The organism is Nocardioides panzhihuensis (genome assembly GCF_013408335.1).
Lineage (GTDB): Bacteria > Actinomycetota > Actinomycetes > Propionibacteriales > Nocardioidaceae > Nocardioides > Nocardioides panzhihuensis.
Map to the genome: position 1 here is coordinate 4,309,165 of NZ_JACBZR010000001.1, position 16,131 is coordinate 4,325,295.

Consider the following 16,131-nt stretch of genomic DNA (forward strand, 5'->3'; position numbering starts at 1 on the left):
ACCGCCGCTAGCGCATGAGCGTCTGCGACGGGAGCTCCTGGAACTGCGCCCGGTACGCCTGCGAGAACCGGCCGAGGTGGAAGAAGCCCCACTGGGCGGCGATCTCGGTGACAGAGATCGCTCGCGCGTCCGCCGCGAGCAGGTCGGAGTGGGCACGATCCAGCCGCGTACGCCGCCAGTACTCCAGCGGGGTGGTGCCGAGGTCGCGCTGGAACGCCTCCTGCAGCGTGCGGGTGGAGACGCCGACCCTCTGGGCGAGGTCGGCCACCTTCCAGGGGCGCTCCGGGTGGGCCTCGAGAAGGTCCACCGCCATGCGTACGGCTCGGGAGACGCTGGGTGAGGCGGTCGCGGAGGCAACCTCCAGGGACGTGTTGGGCTGCACGGTGAGCAGCCCGCCGATGAGCGCCTGCTCGTAGGGGGCGGCGACCAGCGGCGAGCTCATCAGCGCGCCGCCGGCCTCGACGTTGTCGTAGGCGAGCCGCACCATCTTCATCCAGTCGCGCACCTCGGGCCGGCCCAGGTCGAGCGTGGGGTCGAAGACCACCGGTCCGGACCCGCCGATGCCCGCGGCCGCCTCCTCGACGGCGCTGCGCCGGATGTAGACCTGCAGCTTCTCGCAGCCGTCGGACCAGAGCATGTCGACGGGCTCGGTCGGGGAGCCGATCGAGGCGCGGGTGCGGTCGGCGAGGACGACCTGCTCACCGACCTTGACCTTGGCGGTGCCGGCGAGCGGGAGCTGGATCAGGTAGAAGTCCTCGAAGGTGCCGGGGGTGATGCGCACCTCGTCGCCGTAGCGCATGTAGTTCAGCATCACGTCCTCGCCCAGCGGCGCGGCGTTGTGCACCATGTCGAGGTGGGACCCGGCCTTGGTCAGCGCCAGATAGTGGGCACAGAATCGTTCGGCTACGGCTTCTCTGGCCTGGTCCACGTCGGTGGTGGCGACGACGGTGTGGCGGCCCAGCAGGGGACGGGGCAATGGGGGCTCCTGGCGCGTGGCTCGATTGACCGAAGAGCGTAGCGGAGCCGGCGCCGTGGCAGCGCGGCCACAGCGCAATCACCGTCTAAGGTCCCGGCCTCCGTCGGGGTAGTCCGGTAGCGAACTGCCCATATACCGACGAGTAATAGGCAGTTCGCTACCGGACTATCCCGCAAACGGCCACGAACGAGATGCCGGTCCCACCCTTGAACACCGGCATCCCGCCCCCGTACTAGCTCCTCGCTGCCAGCTTCTCCACGAGCCTGGGAGTGATGGAGGCGTACGCCTTCGGGTTGATCGGCAGCAGCCACTGCGCCGCCTTGGTCCGCTTGCTGACATCGAGACCGACGTCGCTGAGCACCTCGTCGATGTTGTGCATCGAGAACGGGATGATGTTGGTGCCACGGGCGTGGTGGCCGTCGGTGCGCTCCCGCAGCCACGCGACCCGCGACGTCACGTGCGCCTCCATCTCCTCCGTCGGCGGGAGCTCGTGGCCGCCGGCCAGGTAGGAGGCGATCCAGACGGCGCTCATCTCGGCCGAGAGCGGCGAGAAGAACGAGGAGTTGTAGCCGGCGAAGGTCAGGTCCTTCACGGTCAGCGGGAGGATCTGCCGGTAGAGCTGGTAGTCGCCGTTGTCGTCGGTGAGCTGGTCCTGGATCTCCGCGGGGAAGAACGGAAGCTCCTGCTTGAAGCCGGTCGCGGTCACCACGACGTCGGCGGGCAGGGCCCGGCCGTTGGCCAGCTCGGCGTACGCCTTGCCGTCCTTGCTCACGAACGTGGCGATCTCGGTGTCGCGCTCGATGGTGATGTCACCGGCCTCGACGCCCTCGAAGAAGCCCTCGGTGGCCAGCGAGACGGTCGATCGGGCGATGTCGGTGAACGGGCCCTTCGGCAGCAGCCCGAGCTTCTTCAGCTTGAGCTGGCCGCTGGTGACCGACTCGACGCTGCCGACCATCGAGCCCGCCATCTTCGAGCCGCCCGCGTGCAGCACCTTCTCCGGCCCGCGCACGCTCTGGTAGGGGAACAGCCCCTCCCCCAGCCGGGTCAGCAGCAGCATCTTGTAGCTGAGGACGCCCTTGATCTTGCGGGGCATCTTCCACAGCAGCTGGCGCGCCACCACGGTGGTCGATGCCGCCTCCTTGGCGATCTCGACGGCGACGTCACAGGCCGACTTCCCGTAGCCGACGACCACGACGTCCTTGCCCCTGACGGTCTCCAGATCGTGCAGCTCGCTCGCCGCGAGGATCCGGCCACCGGCAGCCTCCAGCTCGTCGATCCCGTCGTACGCAGGGGTGAACGTCTCCGAGAAGACGCCGCTGGCCACGATCAGATGGTCGTAGTGCTCGGTCGTCTCGCCGTCGGTCCCCACCGCGGAGCTGGGTGCGGAGGTAATGGCCCAGCCGCCCCCTCCAGCCGGCTGGGCCTTACGCACCTCGGTGTCGAGCCTGATCATCGAGGCGAGCTCGAACTTCTCGACATACATCTCGAGGTAGCACTGGACCTGCTCGCCGCTGAGCCACTCGGGGAACACCTTCGGCATCCTCAGATCCGAGAGCGTGTAGGAGTCCTTGTTGTTCTGCGTCGTCAGGCCTGGGTAACGACGGGTCCGGCTCCAGACGCCGCCGATGTCCGGTGCCTTCTCGTAGACGGTGATGTCATGACCGAGCTCAGTGAGCACCTTCGCCGAGGCGACGCCTGCGAACCCGGCGCCGATGACCGCGATCTTCACTTTTGGGCTTCCTCTCGCAGTGGGGTCTGCGTAGTGGAAACGCTAGAGAGGTCGCCGGACGCCCGCTATCCACGTCGCGCGGTTGGTATCCAATTTGCGCGACGGGTTCGTCGCCGGGCCGGCCTCAACCCCTCAGCAGCTTGTACGCGATGACCGCCGCGGCCACCACGACAGCTCCGACGGCGATCTTCTTGCCGTAGTTCTTGACCAGCACCGGCATGACCGTCGCTCCCAGGTCCAGCGCCTCGGGCTGCTGAGGAGCAGCGTGCCTCGGCCCCGCGCTGGTCGAGCCGCCGGAGCTGCTGGGCGGAGGTCCCGCCGAACCAGGCTCAGTGAGACCAGCACGGTCCCCTCCGGCGCTCGATGGGATTGTGTTGGTCTCGACACGCTCGCTGGCGCTCGCGGCTCGACCAGCGGAGTCACCGTCGGGATCGACTGCCGGGGCGGCGGCCGGAGCCGACTTGGACTCCAAGCACGCGACGAACTGGCCGAGGAGCTTGTCGGAGACGTCCTGCATGACCCCACGCCCGAACTGGGCCGGCTTGCCGGTGACGGCGAGGTCGGTGACGATCTCGACCTTCGTGCCGGTGCCCTCCGACGCCATCGTCAGGGTCGCGTTGGCACCGGCGGTGCCGTTGCCGCGCTTGTCCCGCCCCTTCGCCTCGACGACCAGACGCCGGGCGACCTCGTCCTTCTCGACGAAGGTGCCGGAGCCGGCGTAGACCATGGCGATCGGGCCGAGCTTCACCTTCACCGTGCCGGTGAAGGTGTCCCCCTCGGCCGAGGTGACCTGGGCTCCCGGGAAGCACTCGGCCATGGAGCCGATGTCCAAGAAGCTGTCCCAGGTCTCCTCGACCGAGGTCGGAACCGTGAACTGGTGCGTCAGGTCCACGCCTCAGCCCCCGAGCGCCTTGGTGATGGCCCGCCGGGTGAGCACCGTGACCAGATGACGCCGGTAGGCGGCGTCGCCGTTGAGGTCGGAGGGCGGATCAGCACCCTCCGCGGCCAGGGCCGCGGCGCTGCGTACGACCTCCTCGGTAGCCTGCTGGCCGACCAGCGCCTGCTCGACGCCGGTGGCACGCAACGGGGTCGACCCCATGTTGGTGAGCCCGATCGCTGCCCCCTCGATCACGCCGCCGGAGACCTTGAGGGTCGCGCCGACCGCGCAGATCGGCCACTGGTGGGCGACCCGGACGAACTTCTCGTAGTGGGCCGTCCATCCGGTGTGCTTCGGGATGCGTACGCCGGTGAGCAGCTCGTCCTCGGAAACCGCGGTCTCGAAGAGGCCCTGGAAGAACTCCGTGCCCGGGACCACCCGCTCCCCGTCCGGACCGGCGATGACGAACTCGGCGCCCAGGGCGAGTGCCGGGGCTCCGAGGTCACCCGCCGGGTCGGCGTGAGCCAGCGCGCCACCGAACGTGCCGCGATGGCGGACCTGCTCGTCGGCGACCGTCGCCGTGGCACGCGCGACCAGGGCAGCGTGCTCGGCGACCAGCGGATCGGTCGCGACGTCGCAGTGGCGCGTCATGGCGCCGACGAGGATCGAGTCACCCTCGTCGCGCACCCCTTTGAGGGAGTCGATGCGACCGAGGTCGATGACCCACTCCGGGGCGTTGAGGCGCATCCTCAGCACCGGCAGCAGGCTCTGCCCACCGGCGATCACCTTGGCCTCGTCGCCGTACTGCGCGAGCGCGGCCAGCGCCTCCTCGACGGTGGTCGGGGCGACGTAGTCGAACGATGCGGGAATCACTGGACGTCTCCTTCCGTGCGGTCGACGTTCCCGGACATGCCCGTCGACGGATCGAAGTGTGCGGCGGCGGCACCGGTGGTCTCGCCACCGGCCGAGCTCTCGTTGATCGCCCGCCACACCCGTTCCGGGGTGCAGGGCATGGTCACGTCGTGCACGCCCAGCGGACGCAGCGCGTCGACGACCGCGTTGACCACCGCCGGGGTGGAGGCGATCGTCCCGGCCTCACCGACGCCCTTCGTGCCGAGCGTGTTGGTCGTCGCGGGTGAGGTGGTGTGGTCGATCTCGAAGCTGATCGTGTCGGCCGCGGTCGGCAGCAGGTAGTCCACGAACGAGCCCGACACCAGCGTGCCGGCGTCGTCGTAGACCGCCTCCTCCCACAGCGCCTGGGCGATGCCCTGGACCAGTCCACCGTGCACCTGACCTGCGACGATGAGCGGATTGATGATGTTGCCGATGTCGTCGCAGCAGACGTACTTCCGCATCTTCACCTGCCCGGTCTCGGTGTCGACCTCCATCGCGCACAGGTGGGTGCCGTGCGGGAAGTTGAAGGCCTCCGGGTCGAAGGTGGCCTCGGAGTCGAGGTTGGCCTCGACGCCGTCGGGCAGGTTGTGCGCGGCGAAGACCGCCGTGGACAGCTCGCCGATGGACATGCCCTGGTCGGTGCCGCGCACCGTCCATCTGCCGCCGGTGAACTCCATGTCGTCGACGCTGGCCTCGAGGAGGTGGGCCGCGATCGGCTTGGCCTTCTCGAGCACCTTGTCGGCGGCCCGTACGAGCGCCTCGCCGCCCACGACCAGTGACCTGGACCCGTAGGTGTCGTAACCCTTGGCCGCGATCTGGGTGTCCCCGTGGAGCACCTCGACGTCCTCGAAAGCCACGCCGAGGCGGTCTGCCACGATCTGGCTGAACGCGGTCTCGTGCCCCTGCCCGTGAGCACTGGCACCGGTGATGACCTCGACCTTGCCGGTCGGCGTCAGGCGCACCTGGGCGTGCTCCCAGCCGCCGGCGCCGTAGTCGAGGCTGCCGAGGACCCTGGACGGTGCCAGACCGCACATCTCGGTGAAGGTCGAGATGCCGATGCCGAGCTGGACCGGGTCGTTGTTGGCACGGCGCTCGGCCTGCTCACGACGGAGCTCGTCGTAGCCGAACATCTCCTTCGCCCTGGCGGTCGCGGCCTCGTAGTTCCCGGAGTCGTAGGTCAGGCCCGCGATGGTGGTGAACGGGAACTCCTCGTGCTTGATCCAGTTCTTCTCCCGGATCTCGAGCGGGTCGACCCCGACCTCGGCCGCCAGCTCGTCCATCAGCCGCTCGATGGCGTACGTCGCCTCCGGCCGTCCTGCGCCGCGGTAGGCGTCGGTCCAGGTGGTGTTGGTGAGCACCGTCTGGCAGTTGAACTGGTAGGCCGGGAACTTGTAGATCGCGTTGAACATGAAGGCGCCGAGCACCGGGACACCGCCACCGACGATGGCGACGTACGCACCCAGGTTGGCGTCGAGCTCGACCTTGAGGCCGGTGACCTGACCGTCCTTGGTGGCCGAGAGGGTCAGCTTCTGGATCTGGTCCCTCCCGTGGTGAGCGGCGACCAGCGACTCGGAGCGGGTTTCGGTGTACTTCACCGGCTTGCCGAGGCGGCGAGCGATCGCGAAGACGATCATCTCCTCCGGCGTCTGCTGGAGCTTGCCGCCGAAGCCGCCGCCGACGTCAGGCGCGATCACCCGGATCTTCGACTCGGACACACCCGTGGTCGCTGCCAACGCGAACCGCAGGATGTGCGGGATCTGGGTGGCGCTCCACACCGTGATCTGCTCACCGGTCGGGTCGCACACCACGCTGCGAGGCTCCATGAAAGCCGGGATCAGGCGCTGCTGGCGGTAGGTGCGCTCGATGACGACGCCGTCGCTCTTCGCGGAGGCGATCGCCTCGTCGACGTTGCCACCGGTGCCGGCCTGGGCGCTGTCGAAGACCCACAGCGCGGACTTGTTGGTGCCGAGGTCGGGGTGCGCGAGCACCTCGTCCTTGACCGCCTCCTCGAGGGAGACGACCGCGGGGAGCTCCTCGTAGTCGACCTCGACCATCTCGGCGGCATCGCGTGCCGCTGCCGCGGACCGCGCGGCCACGACCGCCACGATCTCGCCTGCGAAGGTGACCCGGTCGGTGGCGATGGGCGGGTGGGGCGGCGTCTTCTGGTCGGGCGTGATCGGCCAGGCGTTGATGCAGACGCCGAGGCTCTCGTCGAAGTCCTTGGCGGCCAGCACGGTCACCACGCCCACGGACTCCTCGGCGGCGCTGGTGTCGATGCCGGTGATCCGGGCATGGGCGAACGGGCTGCGCACCATGGCGAGGTGCAGCATCCCGGGCAGGTTGATGTTGTCGGTCCAGCGGGTCCGACCGGTGATCAGACGCGCGTCCTCCTTGCGGCGTCGGTCGCGGCCGATCTCGAGAGTCTGGTCCGGACGTGTCTCGGTGGCGGTCACAGCGCATTCACCTCCGTGCCCGCAGCGTGCTGAACCGCCCGGACGATGTTGTGGTAGCCCGTGCAGCGGCACAGGTTGCCCTCGATGCCCTCGCGGATCTCGTCCTCGCTGGGCTGAGGGTTGCGCTTGAGCAGGTCGACGGACTGCATGATCATCCCGGGGGTGCAGAACCCGCACTGGAGACCGTGACACTCACGGAACGCCTCCTGGACCGGGTGCAGATCGCTGTCGACCGTGTCGGCGAGGCCCTCGATCGTGGTGACCTCGCACCCGTCGGCCTGCACCGCGAGCACGTTGCACGACTTCACCGAGTCGCCGTCGAGATGGACCGTGCAGGCGCCGCAGTTGCTGGTGTCACAACCGATCACCGTGCCGGTCTTGCCGAGTCCTTCGCGCAGATACTGCACGAGCAGCGTCCGCGGTTCGACGTCGTCGGTGACCTTCATACCGTCGACGCGCATGCTGATCCGGGCCATGTTGTCTCCCTGCCAGACGTCACTGTGTGGGCCAGATCACAGTAGGACGGAGAGGGTTGGGCTCCGGTTGGCTGCCGCGGCCGTCCGGTGGTCGAGCTTGTCGAGCGTCGTATCGAGCTTGTCGAGATGACCGTCAGCGGCTGGCTGCCAGGCGTGCCCTGAGCAGGGGCAACGCGGGGTGGACGCTCCCGCCCAGGCGGCGCAGGCAGACGTCGACGATCTCGGTGTCGTACGGAGCCAGCTCGCTGTAGCTCAGCACCGCGTCGGGCTGCGGGTCGGCGATCAGCGCCTCGCGCAGTGCGACCGCGACGTACTCGGCCATCTCGGCCAGCGCCGGGCTGTTGGTGCCGGGCAGGAGATCACCGCCGTACGCCTCCACAGCAGCGGCCACCCGGCCGTGCCGGATCAGGGCGAGGACCTGCTCGACGTCGGTCACGACCGGCATCAGCAGGCGGTAGGGGCGGGAGGCGACCTGGCCACCCAGCGCGTGGCGCAGGTGGGAGACCTCGGCCTTGAGCGTCGAGAAGGTGACCGCCTGGTCGCCGTAGACCATCGCGTGCAGCCGCTCCAGCGAGAGCCCCTCGGGGTGGAGCGCGAGCAGCGCGAGGATCTCGGTCTGGCGGCGATTGAGCAGCAGCCGCTTCCCGTCGAGCCAGGTCTCGGCGGTGCCGAGCAGCGTGAGCACCAGGCCGGGCTGCTCGATCGCCTCGTCGCCGCCTCGCTGGGTGGGCATCTTCGGCAGCGCTCCCTCGATCAGGCGCGCCATCACCCGGGCGGTGGCCAGGCCGATCGGGTGGGTGCGGTCCCACGTGGTGGAGAGGTCGAGGACGCCGAGGTGCTTGCCGGTGACCGGATCATGCAGCGGCGCCGCCCAGCAGACCCAGTTGTGCACGGCCTCGGCGTAGTGCTCGGGGCCGAAGACCATCGCCGGGGCTTCGGTGCGGTTGGCGAGGTCGAGCGCGTTGGTGCCGGCCGACCGGTCATCCCATCGCCCTCCGGGCACGAAGTTCACCGACTCGGCCTTGTGACGCATCACCCGGCCTCCGTACGTCCACAGGACCCGCGTGTCCGGGTCGGTGATCGCGATGACGAGGTCACCGTCGTCGGCGGTGCACCGCAGCTCCTGCTCGACCCGCTCGACGGCCACCTGGAGCGGGGAGTCGCGCCACATCTCCCGGGTCTCGTCCTCGTCGGCCAGCGGCGCCTCGCGCACGTCGGGCTTGATGGCCGTCGCCGAGCGCGTCCAGCTCGACAGGATCTCCGGCCTGACGAAATCCTCGGCGGCATCGCCGCTCTCCACGAAGGCGGTCCACGCCCGCGCCGCGCTGATACGGCGCTCCTGCAGATCGCTACGAACCATCACTCCCCCTTTGGAGCTCGGCCCTCGAGACTGGGTGCTGCCAAGGTAGCACCCTGTGATGTGCCTCACGATCCCCTCGGTGGTACCCGCTCCACACCCACTTCGGTCACAACCGTCGCGGCGGTCGCGCGGCGGTGTCACAGTGGGCGCATGGAGACGCGCACTGCCACGACCAGGGCCGATTTCGAGACGGCGGCCCGGCTGCAGGTCGACTTCAACACCGAGTACGACGACCCCGCCCCGCCCGCCGAGGAGCTCGCCCAGCACCTGAGCCGGCTGGCCGAGAACGGCGACACGTCCGTGATACTGATCGGCGACCCCGCGGTCGGCCACGGCATCACCCGCTTCCGCCTGCAGTCCACCGCCGATGAGCTCGAGGCCTACCTCGCCGAGCTCTACATCGTCCCCGCCCGGCGTGGACAGGGCCTCGGCACCGTCCTGCTGCAGGCGATCATCGACGACGCGAAGGCTCGCGGGGCGACGTACATGGATCTGGGGACCAGCGAGGACGACACCTCCGCCCGCGCGCTGTACGAGAAGTTCGGCTTCGACAACCACGAGGGCCGCGGCTCCGGGCCGCGGGCGCTCTACTACGAGAAGGAGCTGTAGGGCTCCTGCTCAGCCTGGGGTGCTGACGGTCAGGCCGGAGCGCCTCGGTGCGGTGCGTCGTACGACAGTCCGCGAGCGATCCCGTGGAAAAGCATGGCGAGGACCAGGATGCCGGCGCAGACCAGCGCCACGACCGCCACCGACGTGCTCTGCGACAGCTGGATCTGGCGAAGACCGATCGCGCCCAGCGCCCAGACGCAGGAGAACAGCAGCTCTCGCAGGTTGCGCTTGAGCAGGAGCGCCAGCAGAGCGGCGGTGAGCACCGCGATCACCACGATCGTGGCCAGCGGGCTGACCGTCACATCCTGCGAGTCGAGGTAGGTCGCGATGTTGACGATGCTCGCCGCGGTCACCCATCCCGTGTAGAGCATCAGCGGCAGCCAGACCATGAGGAAGTCCTTCGTGGACGGCCGGGTCGTGCCCACCCCGAGGCGCCACAGCGCGGCATAGAGCGTTGCGGTGAGGGTCAGCAGGACAGCGACGGAGAGCCCGACCCACTCCTTCACGAAGACGTAGGTCCACAGCCCGTTGCAGATGCTGGCGACGATGAAGAGCGGCCCGAGCAACTGCGGTACGTCGTTGTCATCGCGCGGATCACGAAGATCTCTCGCCTGGTAGACCACGAAGACGATCAGCAGCAGATAGATCGGCGTCCAGATGGAGAACGCGTATCCGGCCGGGGTCAGATACGTCGCGTACTTGTCCGAGATCTCACCGATCGCCGGCAGATCGAGAATCTGTGCACCGGTGAGGAAGTTGGCCACCAGCGCAAAGAGGAGAGCGAGGACATTGCCGAGCTGCCAAGTTCTCTTCATCTTTCGACCGTAGCAAAGGGGATCGTGGCCCGGTTGTAGGTGTCCTGAGTGTCTGCTGTGTCCGTCTAACGCTCTTCGTGGATCCGTCCGGCGGTGGTGGCCAGGCGCTCGCCGCTGCCGCCCCAACGGCCGGCGATGATCTCGGCGGCGATGGAGATGGCGGTCTCCTCCGGCGTACGGGCGCCGAGGTCGAGACCGATGGGGCTGCTCAGGCGGGCGATCTCCTCTTCGGTGAGGCCGGCGTCGACCAGACGGGCGAGGCGGTCGTCGTGGGTGCGGCGGGAGCCCATCGCGCCGACGTAGGCGATGTCGGGGAGGCGGAGGGCGACCTCGAGGAGAGGTACGTCGAACTTCGGGTCGTGGGTGAGGACGGCGACCACGGTGCGCTGGTCGATGCGGCCCGCCTCGACCTCCTGGTTCAGGAAGCGGTGGGGCCAGTCGACGACGACCTCGTCGGCCTCGGGGAAGCGGGAGTTGGTGGCGAAGACCGGGCGGGCGTCGCAGACGGTGACGTGATAGCCGAGGAACGCACCGACCCGGGCAACGGCGGCAGCGAAGTCGATCGCGCCGAAGACGAGCATGCGCGGCTTGGGCGCGAAGGACCAGACGAAGACCCGCATCCCTTCGCCTCGACGTTCGCCGTCGATGCCGTAGGACAGGGTCTGGTTGGTGCCGTGTGCCAGGAGACCGAGCGCGTCGTCGTGGACGGCGTCGTCCATCCGGGCGCTGCCCAGCGACCCCTTGACCCCTTCGGGGCGGATGAGGACGCGGCGCCCGAGGATCTCGGGGTCCGGGTGCTCGATGACCGTCGCGAGCGCGACCGGGCTGCCGCTGCGTACGTCCTCGGCGAGCTCGCCGAGCTCGGGGAAGGTCTCCTTCGACACCTTCTCGACGAAGACGTCGAGGATGCCGCCGCAGGTCAGCCCGACGGAGAAGGCGTCGTCGTCGGAGACGCCGTAGCGGTTGAGCTCCGGGACGCCGGTGCCGGCGACCTCGCGGGCGACCTCGTAGACGGCGCCCTCCACGCATCCGCCGGAGACCGAGCCGACCGCGGTCTCGTCGGGGCCGACGAGCATCGAGGCTCCCGGTGGACGGGGCGCCGACTGGAAGGTCGCCACCACGGTGGCCACCGCCACGGTCTCGCCGGACTCCCACCACTTCATCAGATCGTCGAGCACGTCACGCACGCGCGATCACCTCCACCAGCTCCTCGTACGTCGCCAGCGAATGCCCGGCGACGAAGTCGTCCACGTGCGGCAGCACCGCGACGATGCCTTGCTGCAGCGGTTCATATCCAACCTTGCCACGATGTGGGTTGGCCCACACCACCCGATGCGCGAGACGGTGCAGCCTCGCCGTCTGCTCCTCGAGGAGGGTCGGGTCACCGCGCTCCCAGCCGTCGCTCGCGATGACCACAACGGCGCCTCTGGCCAGCCCCTGGTGCCGCCGCAGGAACGCCTGCAGATTGTCGCCGAGGCGGGTCCCTCCCGACCAGTCAGGCACCGTCTCGCCTGCCGCGGCGAGTGCTCGGTCGGGGTCGCGGTGGCGCAGCGCGCGAGTGACGTTGGTGAGCCGGGTCCCCATCGTGAACACCGCGCCGCCCCTCGTGGTCGAGCTCGTCGAGACCACTCGGTGGGCGACCCGCAACAAGACGTCCGCATAGGAACTCATCGACCCGGACACGTCGATCAGCCACACGACCCGGCGCGGCCGCTCGCCGCGCCTGCGGTAGTGGATCCCGGCCGGCTCACCGAGGTGTCGCAGGCTCGCCCGCAGGGTGCGGCGAGCATCGACCCGCCCCCGCCGCCAGGGATCCTGCCGCGGGGTCCGTCGTCGCGGGGCTCGCGGGCGGAGGCGTGCGATCAGCGCAGCCACCCGCTCCTGCTCGGCCGGGTCGAGGTCGGCGACGTCCCGATGACGCAGGGTCTCCATGTCGCTGGCGCGCGCCCGGACGACCTCGTCGGGACCCTCGGCAGCCTCCTCCCCCGGCTGCGGCTCGGTCTCGGGAAGGGTGGACAAGACCGAGACCGTACGTGGCGGCCCCTGCGGCTTCGGCAGCCCCGTCGTCGACCCGAACCAGGCCTCGAAGACCTGGTCGTAGCGGCGCAGGTCGTCCGGGCCGGCGCACAACGTGGCTCGTCCCGCCCGGTAGGTCGCGACCGGATCGCCGGCGCCGACGATCGCCGTCGCCTGCAGGAACCCGTGGGCGCGGTCCTGGGTCACCGAGACCCCCGCTGCCCTGAGCGCTCGGGTGAAGCCGAGCAGGATCGCGGTCGGAATACCCGGTTCACCGGGTATCGCTGCACTTCTCTGGCGTTGCAATGCCTGAGAAGTGCAGCTTTCGCCTGAGAAGTCGCTCATGCCAGGAGCCGGTCCAGGGCAACCCGGACGCGGTCGGCGTCCTCGCGGTGCTTGACCAGCGCGCCGAGCGTGGCCGCTGCGCTCTCCAGGTCCATCTCGACCGAGCCGAGGTGGTGCAGGGCGCGCGCCCAGTCGAGCGTCTCGGCGACTCCCGGCGGCTTGAGCAGCGCGCTCGCGCCCTCGGCGCTGCGCAGCTGCTGGACCACGGTGACCACCTGGCGGGCGAGCTCGTCGGCGACCTCGGGGGCTCGGCTGCGTACGATCTCGATCTCGCGCTCGAGGCCCGGGTGGTCGATCCAGTGGTAGAGGCAGCGGCGCTTGAGGGCATCGTGGAGCTCGCGAGTGCGGTTGGAGGTGAGCACGACGATCGGCGGGACCGTGGCGGCGACCGTCCCGAACTCCGGGATCGTCACCCGATACGTGGACAGCACCTCCAGCAGGAACGCCTCGAACTCGTCGTCGGCCCGGTCTACCTCGTCGACGAGCAGCACCGACGGCGACTGTCGCAGCGCGGCCAGCACGGGTCGGGCGAGCAGGAACCGCTCGTCGTAGAGGGACTTCTCGGCCTCCTCGACCTCGGCCGCGCCACCTGTCGCCTCGAGCGCACGCAGATGCAGGATCTGGCGGGCGAAGTCCCAGTCGTAGAGCGCCTGGGTGGCGTCGATCCCCTCATAGCACTGCAACCGCACCAGCGGCAGGTCCAGCGCCTCGGCGACCGCCTCGGCGAGCGCGGTCTTGCCGGTGCCGGGCTCGCCCTCGAGCAGCAGCGGGCGTTGCATCCGCAGCCCGAGGAAGGTCACCGTCGCCAGCTCCGGATCGGCCAGATAACCCGTCGCCGCCAGCCGGTCGGCGATCATCTCGGGCGTCAGCGACTCCATGGTCCTCAGCGTAGAGCGCGTGTCGTTGGTTGGTGGTTGGGTGGCGGGCGGCGGGGTAGTCCGGTAGCGAACTGCCCATATACCGGCGAGTAATAGGCAGGTCGCTACCGGACTACCCCGGCAGCGTCCGTCACCGACTGTCGACGTCCCGCCCACCAGCCAGGTCGCCGCACTCCACCACGCGTACGTCGTGGGACCTCAGGTAGGCGCGGGCGCCTTCGTCGCCGACCGCGGCTTCGATGACCCCGGCCCAATGGTCGCGGCCGATCAGCACCGGGTGGCCGGGGACGCCCGAGTACGCCGCACGCGCCAAGGCTCCAGTGGCCGAGCTCGTCGAGGTGACCACCCGGGCGACCACATCGGGGCCAACATCAGGCAGATCGACGAGATGGACGACGACCGCGTCGACCTGCTCGCTCAATGCCCGCAACCCGGCCCGCAACGAGACGCCCATCCCCTCGTTCCAGTCCTCGGCGAGGATGACCTCCTGATCGGCGGGGAGCAGCGCCCGGGCCTCGTCCGCAGACGCTCCGAGCACGACGAGCACGTCGTCGCAGCCGCCCTCACGCAAGACCTCGATCGACCGGACCAGCCAGTCGTCGACGAGTGCCTTGGGCCGCCCCATCCGCCGCCCGGCGCCGGCGGCGAGCAGCAGCCCCGCGATTCTGCCCGTCACTTGAAGGCGGTGGTATACAGCTTCTGCAGCTTCGCGCTCTTGACGTCGCTGTAGCCGCAGCCGATGACCTTGCCATCGCCCTTGGCCGCGACCAGGTATTCCTCGCCCTTCTCGAACTCGGGCATCGGGATCGTGCTCGGCGCCGGCAGGATGATCCGGACGGTGTCGGTGCCACCGACGCCATCGGCGTACATCCACGTCTTCACCCGCAGCACGGCCTCATCCTTCTTCGTGCTCTCCACGGTGCCCTCGAAGGCCAGCGCGGCGTTCTGCGAGAGCCACTTCGGGGTCGGCGGGATGCAGCGAGCGGCGTCCGCGACGACGGTCAGCTCGGTCGCTCCGGCGCCTCCGCCGGAAGCGGATTTCGACGGGACCGGCGCGGTCTCGGTGACTGTCGCGATCGGCGACGGGGGCGTGGCAGCGGGGTCGTCGGCGGTGTCGTCGGAGCCCAGGAGCCCGAACGAGGCGACGATGGCGACGAGCACGACCGCGGCAGCTCCGACGGCCGCCACCCAGCGCCACGGCGACCGCGGCTGCTCCGTCTCGGTGTTCGGTCCGACATCGTCACTCATGGCTTGTTGCCGCTCGCTTGCGCTCGCTCATGCCAACATCATGCCTCATCGCTGGGTGCGATCTCGGGACCCGGTTGGCACTCCTGGTCGACGCATCCGGTTGACACACGCAGGCGGGGCCCTGGCTTCGATGAGCCCTGACCCCGCCCGCCGCTGCAGAACCTCACCCGGATGTCTCCTTGGGCTTCAAAGCCCCCCAGATCCAGACGCTTCCCCGCAGTCGGCCACTGTGTGTGGAGCACCCATGCTGCGCCACCGGGATGCTGTCGAGACAGTGTCGAAAGTCCCCAGATCGATGGACCCAACGACTCATTCTCGGCGTCCTCGGGCTCAGGCCAGGTGACGATCGAGGAACCCGAGGACCCGGCGGATCGAGAGGTCCCACTGCGGCCCGAAGGCGTGCTGCTCACCTCGATAGACCCAGAGGCGCTGACGTACGCCCGCGGTCTCCATCAGGTCCCGGGTCGTGTAGGCCCATCCGATCGGGCAGGACTCGTCATCGGTCCCGTGATGCATCTGCACCGGGACCTCGATGTGGTCGAAGTACGTCCGTGCCGACAGCCCCTCCCAGAACTCGGGCTGCTGCTCGGGGTCGCCGTGCTGCCGGTAGAGCCGGGCAACCTCCTCGGGCCGCGACGGCACCGCCCACCGGTTGATGTTGTCGACGATGTCGGAGGAGACCGATGCGTACGTCACCCCGGCCCGCACCAGGTCGGGCTGGGCGACGAGCGCGTTCATCACCACTCCCCCGCCCATGGAGCGACCGAGCAGTGCGGTGCGGTCGGGGTCGACGTACGGAAGTCTCTTCATCGCCTGGACGGCGTTGATGGTGTCCCGGGTGTAGCCCAGCCGGCTCTCGTCCTCCTCGGTGCCCTCCGGGATGGACGATGACCCGGCGTGGCCGCGGTAGTCGGTGTGCAGGACGACGTAGCCCTCTCGCGCCAGCCGGTCCTGCTCGCGTCGAAGCCCCTGGCCAGTGACGTAGATGTCGGTGTCGATGTGGCCGTGCGCGAAGACCACGCCGGGGAACGGCCCCGTCCCGCGCGGCCGGAAGAGCACGCCGGTGATCGTCAGCGGGCCGCTCGGGTAGCTGACCTCGAAGCGCCGATAGGCGTCCGTGCTTCCCGACTCCCGCAGCACCTTCACCTGACCGCCCGGAAACTCCTCACGCATCAGCTGTGGCAGCGAGACCTTGTCGGTCACCGGCGGCAGCGTCTCCGACGGGGACGCAGAGGGTGTGGCCGGGCTCGCCGAGGCCGATGACGTCGTTCCGGAGGACGACGGCGCAGCGGGCGGCTCACCGCCGCACCCAGCCAGCAGCACAGCCGAGATCGCCAGCGCCGACATCGCCTTCGGGCTCATGCCGTCGAGAGTAGCCCGCACCCGTGAGCGGAGCGCCAACATCCGAAATGGGAGCAGGGCCCCTCCCGAAGGAGAGGCCCTGCCTAGAGCAAG

At 69.4% G+C, this 16,131-nt stretch carries 15 protein-coding genes; 1 reads left to right on the plus strand and 14 read right to left on the minus strand.

What is annotated here, in order from left to right; translation table 11 throughout:
* Positions 1–7: 7 nt before the first annotated feature.
* The 7 genes from BJ988_RS20470 to BJ988_RS20500 all read right to left on the minus strand — a co-directional run bounded on the left by BJ988_RS20470 (position 8) and on the right by BJ988_RS20500 (position 8,765).
* A complete protein-coding gene (locus tag BJ988_RS20470; RefSeq protein WP_179659759.1) occupies positions 8–976 on the minus strand; it encodes an AraC family transcriptional regulator in 969 nt (322 codons plus the stop codon).
* A 232-nt stretch (positions 977–1,208) separates the two neighbouring features.
* Positions 1,209–2,705 carry an NAD(P)-binding domain-containing protein gene (locus BJ988_RS31425; RefSeq protein WP_179659760.1) on the minus strand — a complete coding sequence of 499 codons (1,497 nt, stop codon included), beginning with the start codon at positions 2,703–2,705 and terminating at the stop codon, positions 1,209–1,211.
* 124 nt (positions 2,706–2,829) lie between these two features.
* The gene (locus BJ988_RS20480; RefSeq protein WP_179659761.1) at positions 2,830–3,597 is read right to left on the minus strand and encodes an SRPBCC domain-containing protein; all 768 of its coding nucleotides are present in this window, start codon (positions 3,595–3,597) and stop codon (positions 2,830–2,832) included.
* Between the two features lie 3 nt (positions 3,598–3,600).
* Positions 3,601–4,455 carry an FAD binding domain-containing protein gene (locus tag BJ988_RS31430; protein WP_179659762.1) on the minus strand — a complete coding sequence of 285 codons (855 nt, stop codon included), beginning with the start codon at positions 4,453–4,455 and terminating at the stop codon, positions 3,601–3,603.
* Positions 4,452–6,929 carry a molybdopterin cofactor-binding domain-containing protein gene (locus BJ988_RS20490; protein ID WP_179659763.1) on the minus strand — a complete coding sequence of 826 codons (2,478 nt, stop codon included), beginning with the start codon at positions 6,927–6,929 and terminating at the stop codon, positions 4,452–4,454. Before BJ988_RS20490 ends, BJ988_RS31430 begins: the two co-directional genes overlap by 4 nt.
* Positions 6,926–7,405 carry a (2Fe-2S)-binding protein gene (locus BJ988_RS20495; protein ID WP_179659764.1) on the minus strand — a complete coding sequence of 160 codons (480 nt, stop codon included), beginning with the start codon at positions 7,403–7,405 and terminating at the stop codon, positions 6,926–6,928. Before BJ988_RS20495 ends, BJ988_RS20490 begins: the two co-directional genes overlap by 4 nt.
* A 133-nt stretch (positions 7,406–7,538) precedes the next feature.
* A complete protein-coding gene (locus BJ988_RS20500; protein WP_179659765.1) occupies positions 7,539–8,765 on the minus strand; it encodes a helix-turn-helix domain-containing protein in 1,227 nt (408 codons plus the stop codon).
* 150 nt (positions 8,766–8,915) lie between these two features.
* On the opposite strand from BJ988_RS20500, the gene BJ988_RS20505 reads away from it, so the two are divergent.
* A complete protein-coding gene (locus BJ988_RS20505; RefSeq protein ID WP_179659766.1) occupies positions 8,916–9,374 on the plus strand; it encodes a GNAT family N-acetyltransferase in 459 nt (152 codons plus the stop codon).
* A 29-nt stretch (positions 9,375–9,403) separates the two neighbouring features.
* On the opposite strand, the gene BJ988_RS20510 is transcribed toward BJ988_RS20505, so the two are convergent.
* The 7 genes from BJ988_RS20510 to BJ988_RS20540 all read right to left on the minus strand — a co-directional run bounded on the left by BJ988_RS20510 (position 9,404) and on the right by BJ988_RS20540 (position 16,038).
* The gene (locus BJ988_RS20510) at positions 9,404–10,189 is read right to left on the minus strand and encodes a tryptophan-rich sensory protein (protein WP_179659767.1); all 786 of its coding nucleotides are present in this window, start codon (positions 10,187–10,189) and stop codon (positions 9,404–9,406) included.
* Between the two features lie 65 nt (positions 10,190–10,254).
* The gene (locus BJ988_RS20515) at positions 10,255–11,376 is read right to left on the minus strand and encodes an XdhC family protein (RefSeq protein ID WP_179659768.1); all 1,122 of its coding nucleotides are present in this window, start codon (positions 11,374–11,376) and stop codon (positions 10,255–10,257) included.
* Positions 11,369–12,412, minus strand: a complete 1,044-nt coding sequence (locus BJ988_RS20520) for a vWA domain-containing protein (protein WP_343051707.1) — start codon at positions 12,410–12,412, stop codon at positions 11,369–11,371. The genes BJ988_RS20515 and BJ988_RS20520 overlap by 8 nt, the downstream gene beginning before the upstream one ends.
* A gap of 134 nt (positions 12,413–12,546) precedes the next feature.
* A complete protein-coding gene (locus tag BJ988_RS20525; protein WP_179659769.1) occupies positions 12,547–13,428 on the minus strand; it encodes an AAA family ATPase in 882 nt (293 codons plus the stop codon).
* Between the two features lie 130 nt (positions 13,429–13,558).
* On the minus strand, positions 13,559–14,104 hold the full coding sequence (locus tag BJ988_RS20530) for a nucleotidyltransferase family protein (RefSeq protein ID WP_343051708.1): 546 nt from the start codon (positions 14,102–14,104) through the stop codon (positions 13,559–13,561).
* Positions 14,101–14,676: a hypothetical protein gene (locus BJ988_RS20535; protein ID WP_179659770.1), complete on the minus strand. Its 576-nt coding sequence runs from the start codon at positions 14,674–14,676 to the stop codon at positions 14,101–14,103. The genes BJ988_RS20530 and BJ988_RS20535 overlap by 4 nt, the downstream gene beginning before the upstream one ends.
* Before the next feature lie 330 nt (positions 14,677–15,006).
* Entirely contained in the window at positions 15,007–16,038 is a 1,032-nt protein-coding gene (locus tag BJ988_RS20540) for an alpha/beta hydrolase family protein (protein ID WP_246321538.1), read from the minus strand.
* Positions 16,039–16,131 lie beyond the last annotated feature (93 nt).